The organism is Rhizobium sp. C104, assembly GCF_022354505.1.
Taxonomy (GTDB): domain Bacteria; phylum Pseudomonadota; class Alphaproteobacteria; order Rhizobiales; family Rhizobiaceae; genus Rhizobium; species Rhizobium redzepovicii.
This window is the reverse complement of record NZ_CP092348.1, coordinates 4,022,830-4,043,260: the sequence shown is the minus strand read 5'-3', so window position 1 is coordinate 4,043,260 and position 20,431 is coordinate 4,022,830. Positions and strand designations below refer to the sequence as shown.

The 20,431-nt window shown below is 62.9% G+C and carries 12 protein-coding genes; 4 read left to right on the top strand and 8 right to left on the bottom strand.

Features of this window, described 5'->3' with window-relative positions; translation table 11 throughout:
- Positions 1–21: 21 nt before the first annotated feature.
- A complete protein-coding gene (locus tag MF410_RS21010; RefSeq protein WP_097629654.1) occupies positions 22–672 on the bottom strand; it encodes a hypothetical protein in 651 nt (216 codons plus the stop codon).
- 354 nt (positions 673–1,026) lie between these two features.
- Here MF410_RS21010 and dxr point away from each other — a divergent pair, with 354 nt between their 5' ends.
- Entirely contained in the window at positions 1,027–2,217 is a 1,191-nt protein-coding gene (gene dxr / locus MF410_RS21005) for a 1-deoxy-D-xylulose-5-phosphate reductoisomerase (protein ID WP_097629653.1), read from the top strand.
- 3 nt (positions 2,218–2,220) lie between these two features.
- Here the strand turns inward: dxr and ugpC are convergent, their stop codons facing one another.
- The 7 genes from ugpC to hemA all read right to left on the bottom strand — a co-directional run bounded on the left by ugpC (position 2,221) and on the right by hemA (position 10,927).
- Positions 2,221–3,306 (bottom strand): sn-glycerol-3-phosphate ABC transporter ATP-binding protein UgpC, encoded by a 1,086-nt coding sequence (gene ugpC, locus MF410_RS21000; RefSeq protein ID WP_131711722.1) that lies wholly within the window; start codon positions 3,304–3,306, stop codon positions 2,221–2,223.
- Positions 3,307–3,317: 11 nt separating this feature from the next.
- Entirely contained in the window at positions 3,318–5,240 is a 1,923-nt protein-coding gene (locus MF410_RS20995; RefSeq protein ID WP_097629615.1) for a glycoside hydrolase family 127 protein, read from the bottom strand.
- A 19-nt stretch (positions 5,241–5,259) separates the two neighbouring features.
- Positions 5,260–6,123 carry a carbohydrate ABC transporter permease gene (locus MF410_RS20990; protein WP_097629614.1) on the bottom strand — a complete coding sequence of 288 codons (864 nt, stop codon included), beginning with the start codon at positions 6,121–6,123 and terminating at the stop codon, positions 5,260–5,262.
- Complete coding sequence (locus MF410_RS20985; protein WP_097629613.1) at positions 6,120–7,037, bottom strand: sugar ABC transporter permease; 918 nt, start codon at positions 7,035–7,037, stop codon at positions 6,120–6,122. Before MF410_RS20985 ends, MF410_RS20990 begins: the two co-directional genes overlap by 4 nt.
- 74 nt (positions 7,038–7,111) lie before the next feature.
- A complete protein-coding gene (locus MF410_RS20980; protein WP_097629612.1) occupies positions 7,112–8,350 on the bottom strand; it encodes a sugar ABC transporter substrate-binding protein in 1,239 nt (412 codons plus the stop codon).
- 47 nt (positions 8,351–8,397) lie between these two features.
- A complete protein-coding gene (locus tag MF410_RS20975) occupies positions 8,398–9,390 on the bottom strand; it encodes a LacI family DNA-binding transcriptional regulator (RefSeq protein ID WP_097629611.1) in 993 nt (330 codons plus the stop codon).
- A gap of 322 nt (positions 9,391–9,712) precedes the next feature.
- A complete protein-coding gene (gene hemA / locus MF410_RS20970) occupies positions 9,713–10,927 on the bottom strand; it encodes a 5-aminolevulinate synthase (RefSeq protein ID WP_183855663.1) in 1,215 nt (404 codons plus the stop codon).
- Between the two features lie 325 nt (positions 10,928–11,252).
- Here hemA and MF410_RS20965 point away from each other — a divergent pair, with 325 nt between their 5' ends.
- From MF410_RS20965 to MF410_RS20955, 3 genes are all read left to right on the top strand, one after another.
- Positions 11,253–11,510, top strand: a complete 258-nt coding sequence (locus tag MF410_RS20965; protein ID WP_003582726.1) for a YMGG-like glycine zipper-containing protein — start codon at positions 11,253–11,255, stop codon at positions 11,508–11,510.
- A gap of 169 nt (positions 11,511–11,679) precedes the next feature.
- Positions 11,680–13,608: an autotransporter assembly complex family protein gene (locus MF410_RS20960; protein WP_179867090.1), complete on the top strand. Its 1,929-nt coding sequence runs from the start codon at positions 11,680–11,682 to the stop codon at positions 13,606–13,608.
- Positions 13,609–13,662: 54 nt separating this feature from the next.
- On the top strand, positions 13,663–20,406 hold the full coding sequence (locus MF410_RS20955; RefSeq protein WP_239620444.1) for a translocation/assembly module TamB domain-containing protein: 6,744 nt from the start codon (positions 13,663–13,665) through the stop codon (positions 20,404–20,406).
- The last annotated feature ends 25 nt before the right edge of the window (positions 20,407–20,431 follow it).

The following is a 20,431-nucleotide window of genomic DNA, read 5'->3' as shown; positions in this document are numbered from 1 at the left end:
CCGGTTTTGGTTGCAGGGCGGCTACCAGTTGAGGCGATAGCGCAGATTGACGATGCCGGCCTCATCTGCCGAAAACGGATTGCTGACCGATGCATCGAGATTGAGGTTGGGCAGGATTGCCTGGTTGACGGCAACCGAACTCGAAAAATCGCCGCTGGCATTGCTGATGCCGGCGCCTGCCGAAAGGGAAGTGCCTGTCCAGGGATGGATCAGCTTCAGCGCCTGCGACGCCGTCACCGAGGCCTGTTTGATATCGACCGCATCATATTGCACGCTGATCGACCGGCTCGATTGCATGTCGAGCGAATCCGACAGGATCCAGCTGCGGGAGCGGCTGAGCGTCAGCGCGCCGCTGCCGCGCAGCGTATCGACACTGATCCTTGCGCCCCGCTGCGATTGGCCTGCCGGCGTGACGTTTGTCCTGACGATCCTGCCCCACAGCATTGCCTGTTCGGAATCGGGCAGCGGCGCTCCGCCCTTGGTCGAGGCGAGCGCAATATCGGCGCCGGCGCTGGTTTCCCATTCCGCCGGCAGGCGGAAACCCATCGTCGCCTTGTAGGACCGGTCGGAGAGTTTGGCCGGCGCCCAGATTAGCAGATCATCGGCCCTCGCCGCCGAGGCGAGCGAGAAGAGGAGGGCGAAGAGAAGACAGGCTGTTTTGACTATCGTCATGAAATCCAACATTTCCACGGACACGGGGGCTGCCACGCACATAGATGCACAGCGAACGTGAGGGGGATTGCGGCCAAGCCGCCCATCCCGATTTCATCCTCGGTTTTAATGTTTGCCGGAAAGCCGTCGGCGCCTCAGCGCCTGTTTCCGAAAGACGCCGTAGCGCCCCGAATTGCCATGCGACCGTGAACGGCGCGACGAATTTCGAATCCGCTGGCAATGTCACAAGGATCACATCCAGCCGCGGCTCTGTAAACCCCTTGAGGGATGAAATCTGCTGCACCGCACACTTGCCGCCCCCTGCAAAGCCTAGTAGAGCCTGAGCCTACGAGAGAAATTTTCGCGAAATTGCAGATAATGACCGGCAAAACCGCGCCGCGGCGCCTCAGCATCTTCGGCTCGACCGGCTCGATCGGCCAGAACACCCTCAATGTCGTCGATCACCTGGGCGGACGGGAGAATTTCGAAATCTCCGTGCTGACCGGCAACGGCAATGTCGAATTGCTGGCCCGGCAGGCGAAAGCCTCAGGCGCTGGGATGGCGGTGACGGCAAGCGACCGGCATTACCAATCGCTGAAAAGCGCGCTTTCCGGCAGCGGCATCGAAGTCGCATCCGGAAAATCCGGCCTGATGGAAGCGGCCGACCGGGAAACCGACTGGGTGATGGCGGCAATCGTCGGCACCGCGGGCCTAGCGCCGACGCTGGCCGCAGCAAAGCGCGGCGCCGATATCGCCCTTGCCAACAAGGAATGCCTGGTCTCGGCCGGCGATCTGTTCATCGGCGCCATCCGCAAGGGCGGCGGCAGGCTGCTTCCCGTCGACAGCGAGCACAATGCGATTTTCCAGGTGCTGGAGGAAAACCAGCGCCATGCCATCGAGCGTGTGGTGCTGACGGCCTCGGGCGGGCCCTTCCGCACCGCCTCACTGAAGGAGATGGCCGGCGTGACGGCGGAGACCGCGCGCGCCCACCCGAACTGGTCGATGGGCCTGAAGATCTCGATCGACAGCGCCTCGATGTTCAACAAGGCGCTGGAGATGATCGAAGCCCGGCATCTGTTCGGCCTGACGCCCGAACAGATCGAGGTCATCATCCATCCGCAATCGATCATCCATTCGATGGTCGGCTATAGCGACGGCTCGGTGCTGGCCCAGCTCGGCGCCCCCGATATGCGCACCGCCATCGGTTACGCCCTGTCCTTTCCGCGCCGGCCGAACCTGCCGATCGAGCGGCTGGATTTCGCCAGGCTCGCCCGGCTGGATTTCGAGGCGCCGGATGAGCTGCGGTTTCCGGCCTTGCGGCTGGCGCGCCTGGCGATGACGCGCGGCGGCGTTCAGGGTGCCGTGCTGAACGGCGCCAAGGAAGTGGCGCTCGAAGCCTTCATCGAAGGGCGGCTGCCCTTCCTCGCCATGGCCGAGATCACCGAGAGGGTTATGGACGATCTGGCCGGCCTGCCGCCGGCCGCCGAGATGGACGATGTCTTCGCCGCCGACAGGCAGGCCCGGCAGAGGGCTGCAGACCTTATGAAACTGGAGATCGCCGGCTGAAGCTTACCGCAGCCGGTTGCCGGCCTCATCGAACAACCGGCAATCCGAGGGTTCGAACAGCAGGCCGACCTGCTCGCCCGCCGCGATGCTGATCGGTGAGCGGTGCTCGACGGTCAGGGACTGGCCGTCGGCGAGCTGGCAGTAGAGATATTGCGTTCCCCCGAGATATTCCGAGAAATCGACGGTGGCCGTCAGCTTGCCCGACCGATCGGGCGCCACCTTCAAATGCTCCGGCCGCAGACCGAGCGTCACCGCGCCTCCGGCCGGCCGGCCCGTGCCGACCAAGGTGGTTTCGATGCGGGAGCCGGCGACTTCGACCAGTCCCGCCTCGCCCCAGCGGGCAATCAAGAGGTTCATCCTCGGCGAGCCGATAAAGCCCGCCACGAAGGTATTGGCGGGGTCTTCGTAGATCTGCCTTGGCGTTCCGGCCTGCTCGACACGGCCGTCGCGCAGCACGACGATCTTGTCGGCGAGCGTCATCGCCTCGGTCTGGTCGTGGGTGACGTAGATCATCGTGTTGCCGAGTTCGCGGTGCAGGCGGGCGATCTCGATGCGCATCGACACCCTGAGTTCCGCATCGAGATTGGACAGCGGCTCGTCGAACAGGAAGACATCGGGCTTGCGCACGATCGCCCGGCCGATCGCCACACGCTGGCGCTGGCCGCCCGAAAGCTGCCCCGGCCGCCGGTCGAGAAGATGATCGATCTTCAGGATGGCGGAGGCGGCCTTCACCCGCGTCTCGATCTCGGCGGCATGGGTGCGCGCCATCTTCAGCCCGAAGGCCAGATTGTCACGCACGCTCATATGCGGATAGAGCGCATAGGACTGGAAGACCATGGCGATGCCGCGCTCGGAGGGATCGAGATCGGTGACCATGCGTCCCTTGATCTCGACCTCGCCGTCGGTCACATCCTCGAGGCCGGCGATCATGCGAAGCAGCGTCGACTTTCCGCAGCCGGACGGGCCGACGAAGACGACGAATTCACCCTCTTCGATCGTCAGGTCGATCCCGTGGACCACCTGCAGATTGCCATAGCTTTTGCGCACGTCCTGGAGCACGACGCTCTTGTTAGCCATACCGTTCGTCATCCCCAAACGACCTACTTGTCCGACTGGACCCAGACGAGCATCTCTCCGGGCGCGCGGTTGTCCCAGAGATGATAGGGCACGAAACGCGCGGTGGCGACCTGCCTTTCGGCCGGCGCATTGCGGTAGAGCGGTGTTCCCCAGTTCGACGTCTCCTCGCGCTCGACCTTGAGATCGAGGGCGACGGCATCGTTGAGATCCTTCAGCACGACGGGCTCGGCGGCCGGAAGTTTACGGGGCAGGACGATGGCGTTGAGATCCTCGCCATTGTCGGTCGTCTCGACGCAATAGACCAGCGGCCCGCGCATCAGTGCGACGCGGCCGGCATCCTGGCGCACCTTCGGATTGGCATATTGCGGGCGCAGCGAAAGCGGCAGGGAAAGGGCGACACGATCGCCATCGGTCCACTCACGATCGATCCTGGCATATCCATCGCGGATATTGGCAGCGAGATCGAGCATTTCCCCATTGACGCTGAGGGTGGCCCCCTCGGCCCAATCGGGAATGCGCAGCGACAGCGCGAGTTTGGCCGGCGTCTTGAGCCTGGTGGTAAAGGCGACCGCGCCATCCCACGGGTAGTTGGTGGTCTGCTCGAGTTCGACTTCGGCGCCGTTGGCGAGCTTCAGCCGGGCGGTGCTTTCGCCGTAGAGATGCACGGCGATCTCATCGTCGGCAACGGCATACATATAGGAGCCGATCGAGGTCACCAGCCGGGCGATGTTGGGCGGGCAGCAGGGGCAATGATGCCATTTCCAGCGATGATGCTTGCCCGCACTTTCGAGCGGATTGTCGTAGAAGAAGGTCTTGCCGTCGGTGGAAAGGCCGGGCAGCGCGCCGTTATAAAGCGCCTGCTCCATGACGTCGGCATAACGCCGGTCCGGGCCGCGCCCGAGCATGCGGCTTGCCCAGAAGACCAGGCCGACCGACGCGCAGGTCTCGGCGTAGGCCGTGGCATTGGGCAGGTCGTAATAATCGGTGAAGCCCTCGTTGGAGGCGGCCGGGCCGATGCCGCCGGTGATGTACATCTGCTTGGTGGTCAGATCGTCCCATAGCGTTTCCAGCGCCGCCGTCAGGCTGTCGTCCTTATATTCGGTAGCGATATCGGCCATGCCGGAATAGAGATACATGGCGCGCACGGCATGGCCGACGACCTTGGTCTGCTCGCGCACCGGCTGATGTGCCTGGCCATACTCATAGGTCTTCTGATGGAAGTCAGCGGCGCTCCGGCCGTCGCGAGCGGCTTCCGCCGTGAAGAAGTGCGGCTCGGTGCCGCGCTCGTCGATGAAGAATTTCGACAGTTCGAGATATTTCTTTTCGCCGGTGACGCGGGCGAGCTTGACCAGCGCCAGCTCGACCTCCTCATGACCGCAATAGCCCGGAAGCTGGCCCTCGCCATGGCCGAACATGGTGATCATGTAATCGGCAAAGCGGCACATGATATCCAGCAGCTTGCGCTTGCCCGTCGCCTGGTAATAGGCGACCGCAGCTTCCATCAGATGGCCGGCGCAATAGAGCTCGTGATGGTCGCGCAGGTTGGTCCAGCGGCGGGCGGGCTCGACGCGCTGGAACCAGGCGTTGAGATAGCCGTCCTTATCCTGCAGTCTCTCATACATGTCGATGATTTCATCGGCGCGCGCCTCCAGCTTCGGGTTCGGCCGGCGATAGAGCGAATAGGCGATGGTCTCGATCGATTTGCCGAGATCGGAATCCCAGAACATCTGCGTCGTCCCGCCCCATGGCTGAATGGGAATGACGACGCCGGGGCTCGGCTGGGAAACATCGATCGCCTTCAGCATGCCGGCCTCGACGCAGCGGTCGAGCAGGGTCTCGGCGGTGGAATTGCAGACGGCGTCCTGCCATTTGCCCCAGAAGCCGCCGAGCTCCACATCGGGAACGGCGACGGGACGAAACTGGCGGTCGTTGCTTGATTTGGTCATGGGTTCGACTTCCCTGTGGTTATTTCACCGCGCCGGCCATCAGCCCGCGCATGTAGTAGCGTTGCAGGAGCAGGAAGACGATCAGGCAAGGGATCGTCATGACGACAACACCGGCCTGCACCGCTCCCCAGTTGATGGCGCCGAGCCGACCGGCGCGAACCGCCGTCATCAGCACCGGCAGAGTGTATTTCTCATTGCTGGAGAGCAGCACCAGGGCGGCGAGAAACTCGTTCCAGGCATTGAGGAAGGCAAAGATCGCGACCGTCGCCACGCCCGGCAGCACCAGCGGCAACAAAACGCGGGCGAGAAGCCTGAGATCGCGGGCGCCGTCGATGCGGGCGGCCTCTTCGATTTCCTTCGGCACCGCATCGAAGGCATTGCGCATCATGAAGACGGAGAAGGGCAGCTGCAGCGTCACATAGACGAGCGTCAGCCCGATGAGCGAATTGTTGAGGCCGAGCTTTGCCAGGATGATGAAGAGCGGCGTCAGGATCGACTGGAACGGGATCATCAGCGTGGCGATGATCAGCACGAAGAGCGCATTCTTCATCGGGAAGCGATAGCGCGAGAAGCCGTAGCCGGCGAGCAGGCTGACGCCGACGGTCAGCACCACGGTGGCGACCGAGACGAACAGCGAATTGATCATGTGCCGCCAGATGCCGGCGCCGAACGTATCGAGCAGCGCATAGGCATCGAAGCTGACGCCCGATGTCGGCCATGGCGGCAGCGGCGGCAGGCTGGCTTCGGTCCCCTGGCGGAAGGAGGCGAGCAGCGTGATCGCAAACGGCGCCAGGAAGAACATCGAGATGGCGATGCCGGTGAGATGATAGGCCGATTTCACGCGGAAGGCCTTGCGGGCACGGCGTTCCCTTGAGGTGCTCATGGACGCTCCTCCCCGACGCGCAGCAGCCAGAGCTGCACGATGCTGATCGCCACCAGGATCGCGAGAAGCACGATCGACAGTGCCGCGCCGTAACCGAGATTGAACGACACGAAGGACTGGTTGAAGATGTAGTAGACGACCGAGATCATCTTGTTCTGCGGCCCGCCCGAGGTCATGATGTAGAACTGGTCGAAGGCAAGGATCGAGCCGGTGACGGAGACGATCAGTGCCAGCGCGATCGTCTTGCGCATCAGCGGCAGCGTCAGATGCCGGAAACGCTGCCAGCGGCCGGCCCCATCGATGCGGGCCGCCTCCGTCAGTTCGGAGGGAATGGCCTGCAGGCCGGTGAGAAGAATGATCATGGTGAAACCGGCGATCTTCCAGACGACCATCACCACAACAGTTAGGAAGGCGGTGTCGAAAGTCGCCAGCAGATTGGGGCTCTTTTCGACAAGACCGAGCGCCTTCAGGGCCGGGCCGATGAAGCCGCTATCGACATTCGCAAGCCAGACCCAGAGCAGCGAGGCGGTGGCGAGGCCGACGACGACGGGCAGAAAGATGACGGTGCGATAGGCGCTGACGAACTGCCGTTCCTTCTCGACGAAGATGGCGAGCGGAAAGGCGACGGCGAAGATCGCGATGGTGACGATCACCGTATAATAGGCGGTGAAATTCAGCGCCGTCACGAAGCGCGTGTCGTTGACCATGCGATAATAATTGTTGAGGCCGACCCAGCGCGACGCCCCCATCAGCGGCCAGTTGTGCAGGCTCATCCATCCGGTGAACAGCACCGGCATGATGAAGAAGACGATGACCAGCGCCATGGCCGGGGCGATATAGGCAAGGCCGCGCCAATTCGATTGGCGCCGTCGCCTGCGCCGAGGCAATAGGGTCTCTGAACCGGAACCGGTCATCGAAACGCTCCGCATCTGTCGGTTGGGATTGGCCGGGAAGCTGCCACCGCTCCCCGGCCGCGGCCGGGGGAGAGTTACTGGCCGCTATCGATGATCGATTGCATTTCCGACTGGGCGCTCGAAAACGCGCCGTCGACATCGTCGCCGAAGATCGCGGCGTTGGTGAAGCTTGCCCACGGGCCGTTGGCGCTGTTGATCAGGTCGTTGAACTGCAGCGTATAGGGCGTCTTGGCGACACTGATCGCCTTGAGGCCGACCTGCATGCGCGGGTCGAGACCTTCCAGCACCTTGTCGGCAATATCGCCGCGCGTCGGCAGGCTGCCGTATTTCGCCATGATCTTCTGGCCGTCTTCCGAATAGACATATTCGAGGAAGCCCTTCACCGCGTCGATCTTCTTCGTACCCTTGGTGATGACAAAATTATCGCCGCCGGCAAAGGACGACGGCTTGCCGTCGACGCCCGGAATGAGGGTCACGCCGAAATTGATGTCGGGATGCTCGGTCACCAGCGTGCCGATGGCAAAGGCGCCGAGGCTCTGCTGGCCGATCTTGCCATTGGTGAAGGTCAGGAAGTTGGCGCCGGTATCGCTGGCCGCACCCGCCGGCACCAGGTCCTTCTTGACCATGTTGCGGTAGATGTCGACGGCCTTGCGCATCTCAGGCGTATCGAGCGTCGCCTTTTTGCTGTCGGCCGACAGGATATCGGCGCCGGCACCCCAGGTGAGCGGCGTGAAGGTGAAGATCATGCAGCCGCCACAGCCGCCGCCGGAGAAATAAAAGCCGTAGGTATCGTCACCCAGCGCCCGGATCTTCTCGGCATTGGCAGTAATTTCGTCCCAATTCGCCGGTGCCTTTTCCGGGTCGAGCCCGGCCTTCTTGTAGAGATCCTTGTTCCAGGCGAAGACCGATGTCTCCACCGACAGCGGCAGGCCGTAAATCTTGTCCTGATAGGTGCCGAGACGGACATGCGAAGGCGACAGCGAGTTGAAATAGGGCAGCGATTTCGCCCAGTCCGTCAGATCCTCAAGCTGGCCGGCCGCGGCAAAGGCGGGGTTATAGATCAGATCCATCGACAAGGCGTCGGGCGCCTGTCCGCCGGCGATCGCCGTTGCATATTTCTGCACCAGCTCGGAGAACGGCACCTCGGTCATCACGACCTTGTTCTCATGGCCGGCATTATAGGCTTCGACGACCTTCTTGAAGGCGTCGCCGATGCCCGAGCGAACCCACATTTCGACATTTTCAGCCGCCGACGCAGCCGAAAACAGGCATAAGGTAGCGATGCTGGTCGCCGCCAAAAGACGCTTGATCATGACACTCCTCCCGATATGGCGCATCTCCCTGCGCCTTTGCTCATTCCCTAGATCTCATTCCCTTGATCATCCGAGGTTCTGCCCCCGCATGACTGCCGGACGATCAGCCGGCACGGCAATTTCCTCACTCCCGGCTCGACGGGCCGTCCTTCCGCAAGCGCCAGCACCGTCAATCCGGCCTGCCGCCCGAGCTCCTTCAACTCCATATCCACCGTCGTCAGCGGCGGCCGCGTCTGGGCCGCGACAATCTCCCAATTATCGAAGCCAATCAGCGAGACATCCTGCGGCACCTTGACGCCGCGCTCGCGCAAGGCATCCGCGGCACCGCGGGCGATCTGGTCGTTGCCGCAGAACAGCGCGTCGGGCTTTTCTCCCGGCCTCTTCCAAAGCTTCTCGACCGCCTCATGGCCCCAGCTTTCCGACCAGACGCCGTAAAGCACCGGCTCGCGATGACCTGCCACCTCGTGATAGGCGCCGGCGCGTTCCCGCACCGAGAAGAAATCCTCCGGCCCGGTGATATGGGCAATCCGCCGCCGTCCGATCTTGGCGAGCCACTCCACCGCCAGCCTCGCACCCTGCTCGTCGTCCGAACGGAAGGTAACGCTGTTCTGCGTCCCCTCGGTGAAGGCGTAGACGACAGGCACATGCAAATTCGACAGATCGACGGGCAGGCGCCGGTCCAGCCGCTTTCCCGTGGCGATGATGCCGTCGACCTGCTTGTCGAGCATCGCATCGACATGGATCTGGGCGAGCGCCGGATCGTCTTCGATGGCGCAGAGGAAGACCGAAACCCCATGGTCGACCAGCGCGTCCGAGATACCCGCCATCACCGGCAGGGTGAAACGGCCGTAAGTGTCGTTGGTCAAGAGCCCGATGGTGAAGCTGCGCTTGCTGAGAAGACCTCTCGCCAGCGCATTCGGCCGATATCCGATTTCGCCGGCGATGCGCTTCACCCGCTCGCGCGTTTCCGCGCCCATCCGGCCGGTGTCGTTGAGCGCCTTCGACGCGGTCGATATGCTCACCGCGGCAGCCGCCGCCACCTCATGGATGGTGATCCTGCCTCTTTTTCCTCCCGATATGTTCAGACTGTCCTCCTTCTGAAGTGGCTTGAGAAAAGCTTTTACCAACCGCTGTGTCAAGTGAGAAAAGGTTTTCTCATGTAGTTCAGGCGTTGTCAGCGGGAGGACGGTCGGCGGCAAGGCGTAAATGCAGCGGAAGGAGCCACGCGCATCGGCGGCATCGAGGCGGCGCCGAGCGGATGATCGGAGTCAGGGCAAAGAAGATTGGCCGGCGGCAGAGGCGCACGGCTGATCACCGCCAGGACCTCCGATGGAGGTCCTGAATGGCGCGGTCATCGAAAAATCAGGCGACGTGCCTGGCCAGCGCGCAGCGCGACCAGAGCGAATGGAGCGCCTCGACCAGATGGGCGATATCGGCATCGGAATGCAGCGGCGTCGGCGTGATGCGCAGCCGCTCGGTCTTCTTCGGCACGGTGGGATAGTTGATCGGCTGGACGTAGACGCCGCAATTGTCGAGCAGCAGGTCGGAGATCCACTTGCATTTGGCGGCATCGCCGACCAGCACCGGCACGATATGGCTTGGATTGGGCACATGCGGAATGCCGCTCTGATCGAGCAGCATCCGGAGCTTGCGCACCCGGTCCTGATGGCGGGCGCGCTCGAACTGGCTGACCTTCAGGTGCTGGATCGAAGCGACGGCGCCGGCGGCAAGCGCCGGCGGCAGCGCCGTGGTGAAGATGAAGCCGGAGGCGAAGGAACGGATGAAGTCGCAAAGCGCTGCCGAAGCGGCGATATAACCGCCCATCACCCCGAAGGCCTTGCCGAGCGTGCCTTCGATGACGGTCAGCCGGTCCATCAGCCCTTCGCGCTCGGCAATGCCGCCGCCGCGCGGGCCGTACATGCCGACCGCATGCACTTCGTCGAGATAGGTCATCGCGCCGTATTTGTCGGCGAGGTCGCAGATTTCCTTGATCGGGGCGATATCGCCGTCCATCGAATAGACGCTCTCGAAGGCGATCAGCTTCGGCGCCTTCGGATCGGCGGCTTTGAGCTTGGCTTCGAGATCGGCGACGTCATTGTGCTTCCAGATCACCTTGTCGCACTTGGCATGACGAATGCCCTCGATCATCGAGGCATGGTTCAGCGCGTCGGAGAAGATGACCAGGCCGGGGATCCTGGCGCCGAGCGTGCCGAGGGCTGCCCAGTTGGAGACATAGCCCGAGGTGAAGATCAGGGCTGATTCCTTGGCGTGCAGATCGGCAAGCTCACGCTCGAGCATGACGTGGTAGTGGTTGGTGCCAGAAATATTCCGGGTGCCTCCCGCACCCGCGCCACAGTGGTCGATGGCGTTTTTCATCGCCTCGATCACCTTCGGGTTCTGGCCCATGCCGAGATAGTCGTTGGAGCACCAGACCGTGACTTCCTTTTCGCCATCGGCCGTATGGCGCGTCGCGCGCGGGAAATTGCCGCGGTGACGCTCGAGATCGGCAAAAACGCGGTAACGGCCCTCGGCATGAAGCCCGTCCAACTCGTTTTTGAAAAACGCTTCGAAATCCATCATCTGCTCCAGTGTCGCGCGGCCGTTCTTGCCGACCGGACGTCCGCGCGTCAATACTTACCCTTTGCTTTAACATCAACTGCGGCAAAAGGCCCAGTTTTTTGAATGATTCCAGATAAAAAATCCGCACGCCGCGATCAATGAAACTGATGCCGCGAAACGCAGCCTGGTTTGCGATCCCTGCATAGGACGACGACAGCCGACTAGCAAAAAAATCAACGCAACGGTGGACAACCCTTTCTTCCGACATAGTTTTCGCTCTAGTCTGACGAAAAATAAAAAGGGACGGCCTTCGCCCGCTGGGCAACAACCTCGGAGAGAAAAGATGAAAAAAGCTGTCATACTCGCATTGATCGGCCTGTCGATCGCAAGCTGTACGCCGACTCAACAGGGCGCCGGCATCGGCGCTGCATCAGGTGCGGTCATCGGCGGCGCAGTCACCGGCAACGTCCGCGGCGCAGCCGTTGGCGCCGCGATCGGCGGTGTGTCCGGCGCCCTCATCGGCAGCGTCGCCGAACAGCCCGGCCAGTGCTACTATCGCGACCGCTACGGCCGCCGCTATATCGATACCTGCCCGCGCTGATACCGCTGGCAAACCGGTACACTCAGGAAATCCCGGACACACCTCCGGGATTTTTTGTGCTAAATTAGCGCGCTGGCAATTTAAAATGGTACACCCCGCGCGATTTTGCCGCTAAGCTGTTCACGGCTGGGCAACGAAGCTTCATTGAAGACCTAACCAAAAGCAGCGTATGCGGATTAGAGGGACAGGCCCGAAAACAGGTACTGCGTATCGGCGAACAGGCACCATGATGGTGGTCGCAGCAGCAGCTGCGTTCTCACCGGTCCTGATCGGCGACGCTTACGCCTTCAAGCTTTTCGGCATCACCATTTTCGGCAAGGACGATGACGAAGCTCAGCAGGTGCCCGATCCGGTGCGCTATAACGTCGATCTCAAAGCCGACACCGCCGATCCCGACCTAAAAGAAGCGCTGCAAAACAGCTCCCGCCTCCTCAGTGACCAGAAGCTGCCGGTTTCCGGCGATCTCGGCGTCGTCGTCAAGGCGCGCGACGACCGCGAGCGGTTGATCGCAGCTCTCTATGAAAAGGCCCGTTACGGCGGCGTGGTGACGATCACCATCGACGGCAAGAATATCGACGACCTGCCGCCCAATCCGACATTCGATCGGTCCGGGCCGGTCCCGGTCACCGTCGACATAACGCCCGGCCCGATCTTCAAGGTCAGGGAAGTCCAGTTCGGCGGCGATGCCGCAAACCACAATCCCGCCGATTACGATCTGGCGCCGGGCGCCCAGGCCGGCTCGCTTGCCATCATCAAGGCCGGCGACAAGATCGTCGAGCAGTTGAAGAGCGAGGGACGGCCCTTCGCCAAGCTGACCGAACGCAAGGTCGTCGCCGACCATAGGAGCGACACCGTCGATATCGTCCTTGCGGCCGAAGGCGGCCCGGTCGCCCCGATCGGCGATGTCGGCGTCACCGGCGAAAAAACCGTCAAGCCGGGGTTCATCCAGCGTTATTCCCGGCTCGACAAGGGCGAAGCCTATTCCCCGGAGGCGCTGAAAAAGGCCGGCGAGCGGCTTCGCGCCCTCGGCGTCTTCTCAAGCGTCACCATCCACGAAGGCGATGCGCTGGCGCCGGACGGTACGCTGCCGATGACGATCGAGGTTTCCGAAGGCAAGCAGCGCTATTTTGGCGTCGGCGCCCAATATTCCACCACCGACGGCTTCGGCGTCCAAGGCTATTGGGGCCACCGCAACCTGTTCGGCGAAGCCGAAACGCTGCGCATCGAGGGATCGGTGTCGCGGCTCGGTGAAACCACCGATGTCGGCAGCCTCGACTATTCCGCCGGTATTTTGTTTACCAAGCCCGGCGCCTTCTTCCCCGCCGCCACGCTGAAGGCCGGCATCGTCGCCAAGACCGAAAATCCGGATGCCTATAATGCGACGCTCGTCACCGCCTCGCTCGGCCTCTCCTACGAGCTGACCGACCGGGACACCGTCTCGGCAAGCGGCGAGGTCAGCTGGGAGCGCGACGACGACGCCTTCGGCACCAACGACTATCTGACCTTCACCCTGCCGCTGCAATATGACCGTGACGCCCGCGACGACAAGTTCAACCCGACGGAAGGCTATCGCGCGACATTTTCGGCAAAGCCCGGTTACGAGATCTTCAACGCCACGCCCTATGCGGCATTCCAGGGCTCGATCTCCGGCTATCTGCCCTTCGGCGCCGAGGACGGCGTGGTGCTGGCCGGCAAGGTCGCCGCCGGCGTCTTGATCGGCGGCGGCGGCATCGAGAATATTCCCGCCACGCAGCGCTTCTTTGCCGGCGGCGGCGGCTCCGTGCGCGGATACAGCTACCAGGAAATCTCGCCCTATAACGACAATGGCGACCCCACCGGCGGCCGCTCATATGTCACAGGTTCGCTGGAAGCCCGCATCGCGATCACCGATACGATCGGCATCGTGCCCTTCATCGATGTCGGCACCGTATCGGACAGCACCTTTCCTGGTTTTTCCGATATCCGCGCCGGCGCCGGCGCCGGAATACGATATGCCACACCTTTCGGCCCGCTGCGGCTTGATTTTGCCATGCCGCTGAACAAGTACGAAGGTGGCACAGATTATGGAATCTACGCCGGCATCGGCCAATCCTTCTAGAAGGGCCGATATCGATTTGTGAACCATCGTGAAAACGGGGTAGTGTCCGCGCCGATGCAAATGCTGGCAAAAATCGTCAACTGGTTCCTGCGGCTCACCGCCTACGGCGTGGGCGCCATCTTGATTCTTGCCGTCCTGGCACTGGCGATCTTCGGCTTCACCGCCTTTGGCGCCCGCATCGTTACCGAAAAGATCGCCTCGACGCTGTCCAACCGCGACATGACGATTACGGTGCGTGAGCCGCAAGGTCTTTTGACCGGCGGGCTTCGCGCCGCCGAGATCACCGTCTCCGATACCAGGGGCGTCTTTGCGGAAATTCACGGCATCGGCATCGACTGGAACCCGCTGGCACTTCTGACCGGAACCTTCCATGCCAAACGCTTCGAGATCGAAGCGATCGACGTGCTGCGCAAGCCGGTGCGCACCCTGCCCTCGCGGCCCGCAGCGGAAAATGCCGGCGGCTTCAGCCTTCCGATCAAGGTTGATATAGATCGCGTCGCGCTGCCCGATATCAAACTGGCCGAATCGTTTGCGGGACGCGCCTTCGCGCTCGCTGCCGAAGGCAGCCTGTCGGCAAACCGCGATGGCGGCGAGGCGATTGTCAATGTCCGCCGTCATGCCGTCCCGGATGCACGGCTGGTCGCCGATATCGCCTATGCGCCAGCGGAAAACCGGCTGCGGCTGAAAGCGCAGCTTGCCGAACCGAAGGGTGGACTGCTGGCAGGTTTTCTCGGCCTGCCCGACAATCCCGCCGTCAACATCGATCTCGACGGCCAGGGACCGATATCCGACTGGAGGGGCAAAGTGCAGGCCGCTCTCGACGGACAGCAGCGCGCCGCGATCGAGGCCCGGCATCAGATCAGTGCGGACGGACTGCACCACCTCGACCTCAAGGGCGGCGGCGACCTGAGCTCGCTGCTTCCAGCTGCGTTCCGGCCGCTTTTCGCCGGCCAGACCAATATCGATCTTGCTACCACCTTCAACGACCACGGCAAGATCGATATCCAGACCGGCAATATCGCCACCGGCAGCGTCGTCATCGCTGCCTCGGGCACGCTCGATCCGGCCGGCAACAACAGCCTGAACGCCAATCTGCTCGGCACATCGGGGCCGGTCGATTTCCGCTGGCCGCTCGCCGAAGGCGAAGCACGCTTGCTGATCTCAGGCCTCAACCTGGCCCTGACGGGCGATGCGCAGGCGGCCCGACTGAATGTCAGCGGCTCGCTCGATACCGCGACCCTGCCGCAAGCCGTTATCGGCAATGTCAAGCTGACGGCAAAGAGCGACGCCTTCAATCTCGCCGCCCGATCCGGCAGCGTCCAGCTGCGTCTCGTTGCCGGCGACATGACCTTTGCGGAGCCGAACCTCAATCGTGCCGTCCAGGGCCCGGTCACGATCGCCTCGCCCCTGCAGATAACGCCCGGCAGCATCGGCTTCAACGGCACCACCCTCGAAAGCGCCAACATCAACGGCGGCCTCAACGGCTCGTACCGGTTGGCAGACCAGGCGCTGACCGGCAACGTCAAGCTTACCATCGCCCCGGCAGCCTTGCCGGCTGCGGTCTCGGGCAGGTTCGACGGGCCGATCTCGCTGGAAAGCCAAGTGACCGGCACCATTCCGTCGAAATTCGCGCTGTCCAACCTCGTCGTGACCTCCGGCACGCTTGAGGCCGCCGGCAATGTCGCGCTCGACGGCTCGAAGGTGAATGCCGATCTTTCCGGCCGGCTGCCCGACATCGGCAAACTCATCACCGGCGCCAACGGCGGGGCCGGATATGCGGTAAGAGTGGGCGGCGAGCTGCCAGCCATCTCGGTGACGGCCAATCTCAAGTCCCCCAGCCTTGAAATGGCCGACCGGACGCTCGGCAACCTCAATATCGACCTGTCGGGTCTTGCCGATCCCAAGGCGCCGCAGGGCAAAATTGCCGCCACCGGCACGATCGACGGCCAGCCGATCGCCATCAACGGCGACATCAGCTCCGCGGACGGCCGGATGCGTATTCCGGCACTGACCGCCGATATTGGCGGCAACCGGCTGACCGCCAATCTGGAATTCTCGCCCGCCCTGCAGCCGACCGGCGCCCTGACCTTCGACTTCCCCAATATCGGCCTGCTCGCGGCACTCGGCGGGCAGAAGGCCGAAGGCGATCTCAAGGGGTCGCTTGGCGTCGTCAGCGACAACGGCAAGATCGCGCTGAAGCTGCGTGCAACAGGCGCCTCGATCCGCCGTGATACGCTTGCGATCGTCAAGCCGGATATCGATGTCACGGTCAGCGATCTCTCCACTTTTGCGGCAAACGGCACGGTCAAGGCCGAGGAACTGAATGCTGGAGCAAACAGGCTTGCCGGCCTTGCGCTCGGTTTTACCAGGCAGCAGAACCAGACCGATTTCGATCTCAATGCCGCCTATGACGGCAACCCAGTGCTGGCCGCCGGCAATATCGAGATGGCCGATGGGGCGATCGACCTTAACCTTGACCGCTTTTCGGCAAGCCCCCGCAATATCCCGGTCGAACTTGCGGCACCGACGCAGGTCGCAATCACCGGCGGCACCGCCAGCCTGACCGGCCTGACGCTGAAAACAGGCACCGGCTCGGTAAGCGTCACCGGTTCGGCCGGCGAGACGCTGAAGCTCGATGCCGACATTCACGACCTGCCGGCCGCTCTCGCCAACGGTTTCGTACCGAACCTTTCGGCCGGCGGCACGATCTCCGGAAAGATTGCCGTGACCGGAACGCCGGCCGCACCCGTCGCCGACTTCAAGCTCGACTGGAAGGATGCGACGACTGGCCAGACCAAGGGAGCCGGGCTGGCGCCGCTCGGCATCACCGCCGGCGGCAAATTCGCCGACAATAAGCTCGATTTCGACACGACGATCGGCAGCGGTGACGGCTTGTCGCTTAAGGCCGCCGGCAATGTTGCACTCGCCGACCCGAAGGCGCCGGTGCTTAATATCGACGCCGATATTCTCAACCTGCCCGCCCGCATCGCCAATGGTTTCGTTCCTGATCTTGCCGCAGCAGGCGTGATCACCGGGAAGGTCTCGGCGACCGGACCGCTGTCCGCGCCGACCGCCAATTTCGATCTCGATTGGAAAGATGCTGCGACCAGCCACACCAAGCGCGCCGGTCTTGGCGACCTCGCAGTGAAGGCATCCGGTAAATTCGCCCACAACAAGCTTGATTTCGACACAGCGATAGCGGGCGCCGACAGCCTCTCGCTGAAGGCAAACGGCAATGTCGCCGTCACAGGCACGACGATCGGCAACGTCGAGGTCGATGCAACGCTCAAAAATATCCCGGCGGGCATCGCAAACAGCTTCGTCGCCGATCTTGCCGCCAAAGGCGCGATCTCCGGAACGGTTTCGGCGGCAGGCTCGCTTGCTGCTCCCACCGCCAGTTTCGACCTTAGCTGGAAAGATGCTGGGACGAGCCACACCAAGCGTGCCGGTCTTGGCGACCTCGCGGTGAAGGCATCCGGTAAATTCGCCGACAACAAGCTTGATTTCGACACAGCGATTGCGGGCGCCGACAGCCTCTCGCTGAAGTCAAACGGCAATGTCGCCGTCACAGGCACGACGATCGGCAACGTCGAGGTCGATGCAACGCTCAAAAATATCCCGGCGGGCATCGCAAACAGCTTCGTCGCCGATCTTGCCGCCAAAGGCGCGATCTCCGGAACGGTTTCGGCGGCAGGCTCGCTTGCTGCTCCCACCGCCAATTTCGACCTTAGCTGGAAAGATGCTGGGACGAGCCACACCAAGCGTGCCGGCCTTGCGGACCTCGCGGTGAAGGCATCCGGTAAATTCGCCGACAACAAGCTTGATTTCGACACAGCGATAGCGGGCGCCGACAGCGTCTCGCTGACGGCGAACGGCAATGTCGCCGTCACAGGCACGATGATCGACAACATCAAGGTCGATGCAACGCTTAAAAATATCCCGGCGGGCATCGCAAACAGCTTCGTCGCCGACCTCGCCGCCGAAGGCGCGATCTCCGGAACGGTTTCGGCCGCAGGCTCGCTTGCCGCTCCCACTGCCAATTTCGACCTTGATTGGAAAGATGCCGCGACCAGCCACACGAAGCGTGCCGGCCTTGCCGCTCTCGGCCTGACCGCAGCGGGAAAATTCGCCGATAACAAGCTTGATTTCAACGCCGCGGCCAGTGGCGCCGAAGGCCTCTCGCTGAAGAGCACCGGTAATGTCGCCCTCGTCGGCACGACGGTCGAAAACATCAAGGTCGATGCCGAGATCGCCAAGATTCCGGCCAGTCTCGCAAATGCCTTCGTTCCGGACCTGGCGGCCGGCGGCACGATATCGGGCACCCTGTCCGCCGCCGGGACCCCCGCCGCACCGAATGCCGACTTCAAGCTCGCCTGGACCGATGCCGCGACCAGCCACACCAGAAGCGCTCATCTATCGGGACTGGCGCTTGCCGCCTCCGGCCATTTCGCCGACAACCGGCTCGATTTCGATGCCGATCTCGGCGGCAAGGACGGCCTCTCGCTAAAAGCCAAGGGCAATGTTGCAACGGCAGGCACCTCGGTCCGCAATCTTGACGTCAAGGCCGATCTCGCCAATCTGCCGGCAGCGCTCGCCAACGGCTTCATCCCCGGTCTTGCCGCCGAGGGCACGGTGTCGGGAACCGCATCCGTCTCCGGCGCTCTGCCCAAACCCGCCGTCGATTTCAAGCTCGACTGGAAGAACGCCGCAACCGCTCAGACCAAAAACAGCGGCCTTTCCGGCCTGAGCGCGGCGGCATCCGGAAAATACGCCGATGACAGGGTCGACTTCGATGCCAACCTTGCCGGCAAGGACGGGGTGCTGGCCAAGGCCACCGGCGGCGTCACCATCGCCGGAACGGCCATCCGCGATCTTTCGATCAATGCCGATATTCCCGCACTTCCGGCCAATATCGCCAATGCCTTCGTTCCCGGCCTCGGTGCCGAAGGCACACTTTCGGCTAACGCCGTCACGTCGGGAACGCCTGAAAATCCGATCGTCGATTTCAAGCTCGACTGGAAGGATGCGGCCACCAGCCACACCAAGGCTGCCGGCCTCTCCCGCCTGGCGCTGGCGGCGACGGGAAAATACGCCGGTGACCGGCTCGATTTCGATGCCAATCTCAGCGGCAGCGGCGGCATTGCGCTGAAAGCCGCCGGTAATCTTTCGCTCGCCGGCACCTCTATCCGCGCGGTCGATGCCACCGTGAATGCCTCCAATGTTCCGGCTGCGATCGCCAACAGCTTTGTTCCGGGCCTTGGAGCCGAAGGCGCGGTCTCGGCAACCGCAAAGGCCACCGGCGCGCTATCGGCGCCCTCGGTCGATTTCAAGGTCGACTGGAAGAACGCCGCAACCAGCCAGACAAAAGGCGCCGGCCTTTCGCCGTTCACCATCGGCGCATCAGGCAAACTTGCCGGAAACAGGCTGACGGTCGACACCAGTCTTGTCGGTGATGCCGGCATGTCGCTGAAGGGCGGCGGCAGCGTCGTGATCACCGGCAATCGCGCCCTCGATATGCGCTTCAACGGCAATCTTCCCTTCGCCGTGCTTGGCGCGCCACTCGCGCAACAGGGCCTCGTCGCCGACGGCGTCGCCACCCTCAACTTGCAGGTTGGCGGAACCGCGGCGGCACCTGTCATCAACGGCACCGTCTCGACCAATGGCGCCAAGCTCGTCGATGTCCGGCGCAATCTCGCCGTCAACAATCTCGCGGCGACGGTCACCTTCAACGGCAGCCAGGCAGTGATATCGCGCCTCAGCGGCAGCCTCGGCGGCGGCGGCACGATTTCGGCAAGCGGCACCATCGGCATCCAGCCGGCCGGCGGCTTTCCCGCCGATATTTCGATCAAACTCGACCAAGCGGTCTATGTCGATGGAACGCTTGTTGTCTCCACGGTCAACGGCACGCTCGGCCTGCGCGGGCCGATCATGAATTCGACGTTGAGCGGCAAGCTTCGGCTGGACAAGACCTCGATCACCGTCCCGGAAAAATTGCCGACCTCGCTCAGGGAAATCGACATCCGCCACAAGAATGCGCCGCGAGCGGTGCTTGCCCAGTTGCGCGACGATGGCGAACGGAAACCCACCGAGAAATCCTCCACGATCACCCTCGATCTCGAAATCGACGCGCCTTCGCATATCTTCGCACGTGGCCGCGGCATCGATGCCGAGCTCGGCGGCAAGGTGACGATCCGCGGAACGGCGGCAGCGCCGATCGTAACCGGCGGATTCACCATGCGCCGCGGCCGCATGACCATTCTCAACCGCCGTCTGGATTTCACCGACAAAAGCAGGATCACATTCGCCGGCGACCTGACGCCGGCGCTCGATATGGAAGCGACCTCGACCTCCGGCTCGACGACGCTGACCGTCGACGTCGCCGGACTTGCCACCGACCCGACAATTACCTTTTCCTCCTCGCCGCAGCTGCCGCAGGACGAGGTGCTGGCGCAGCTGATCTTCGGCCAGTCGATGTCCAAACTCTCGCCGGTGCAGATCGCCCAGCTCGCCGACGCCGTCAGCCAGCTGGCCGGCAACCGCTCGACCTCGCTTTTTGAAGGCCTGCGCAATCAGCTCGGCGTCGACGATCTCGATATCAGCACCGATTCCAAGGGCCAGACGAGCGTCAGCGTCGGCCGTTATCTCAACGACCGCACCTATTTCGAATTGCAGCAGGGCGGCGCAGCCGGCGCCAAGGCAATCATCAACCTCGACGTCGGCCGCGGCGTCAAGCTGCGGGGTGCCGCCGGCGGTAATGGTGCCGGCGAAGCGGGTGTCGTCTACGAACGGGAATATTGAGCCGGCTTAGCGTCTGCGGCTGCCC

What these genes read in the sequence shown, in the direction of transcription:
- MF410_RS21010 (WP_097629654.1), bottom strand. Translation starts at nt 672, where the DNA reads ATGACGATAGTCAAAACAGCCTGTCTTCTCTTCGCCCTCCTCTTCTCG.
- ugpC (WP_131711722.1), bottom strand. Translation starts at nt 3,306, where the DNA reads ATGACGAACGGTATGGCTAACAAGAGCGTCGTGCTCCAGGACGTGCGC.
- MF410_RS20995 (WP_097629615.1), bottom strand. Translation starts at nt 5,240, where the DNA reads ATGACCAAATCAAGCAACGACCGCCAGTTTCGTCCCGTCGCCGTTCCC.
- MF410_RS20990 (WP_097629614.1), bottom strand. Translation starts at nt 6,123, where the DNA reads ATGAGCACCTCAAGGGAACGCCGTGCCCGCAAGGCCTTCCGCGTGAAA.
- MF410_RS20985 (WP_097629613.1), bottom strand. Translation starts at nt 7,037, where the DNA reads ATGACCGGTTCCGGTTCAGAGACCCTATTGCCTCGGCGCAGGCGACGG.
- MF410_RS20980 (WP_097629612.1), bottom strand. Translation starts at nt 8,350, where the DNA reads ATGATCAAGCGTCTTTTGGCGGCGACCAGCATCGCTACCTTATGCCTG.
- hemA (WP_183855663.1), bottom strand. Translation starts at nt 10,927, where the DNA reads ATGGATTTCGAAGCGTTTTTCAAAAACGAGTTGGACGGGCTTCATGCC.
- MF410_RS20965 (WP_003582726.1), top strand. Translation starts at nt 11,253, where the DNA reads ATGAAAAAAGCTGTCATACTCGCATTGATCGGCCTGTCGATCGCAAGC.
- MF410_RS20960 (WP_179867090.1), top strand. Translation starts at nt 11,680, where the DNA reads ATGCGGATTAGAGGGACAGGCCCGAAAACAGGTACTGCGTATCGGCGA.
- MF410_RS20955 (WP_239620444.1), top strand. Translation starts at nt 13,663, where the DNA reads ATGCAAATGCTGGCAAAAATCGTCAACTGGTTCCTGCGGCTCACCGCC.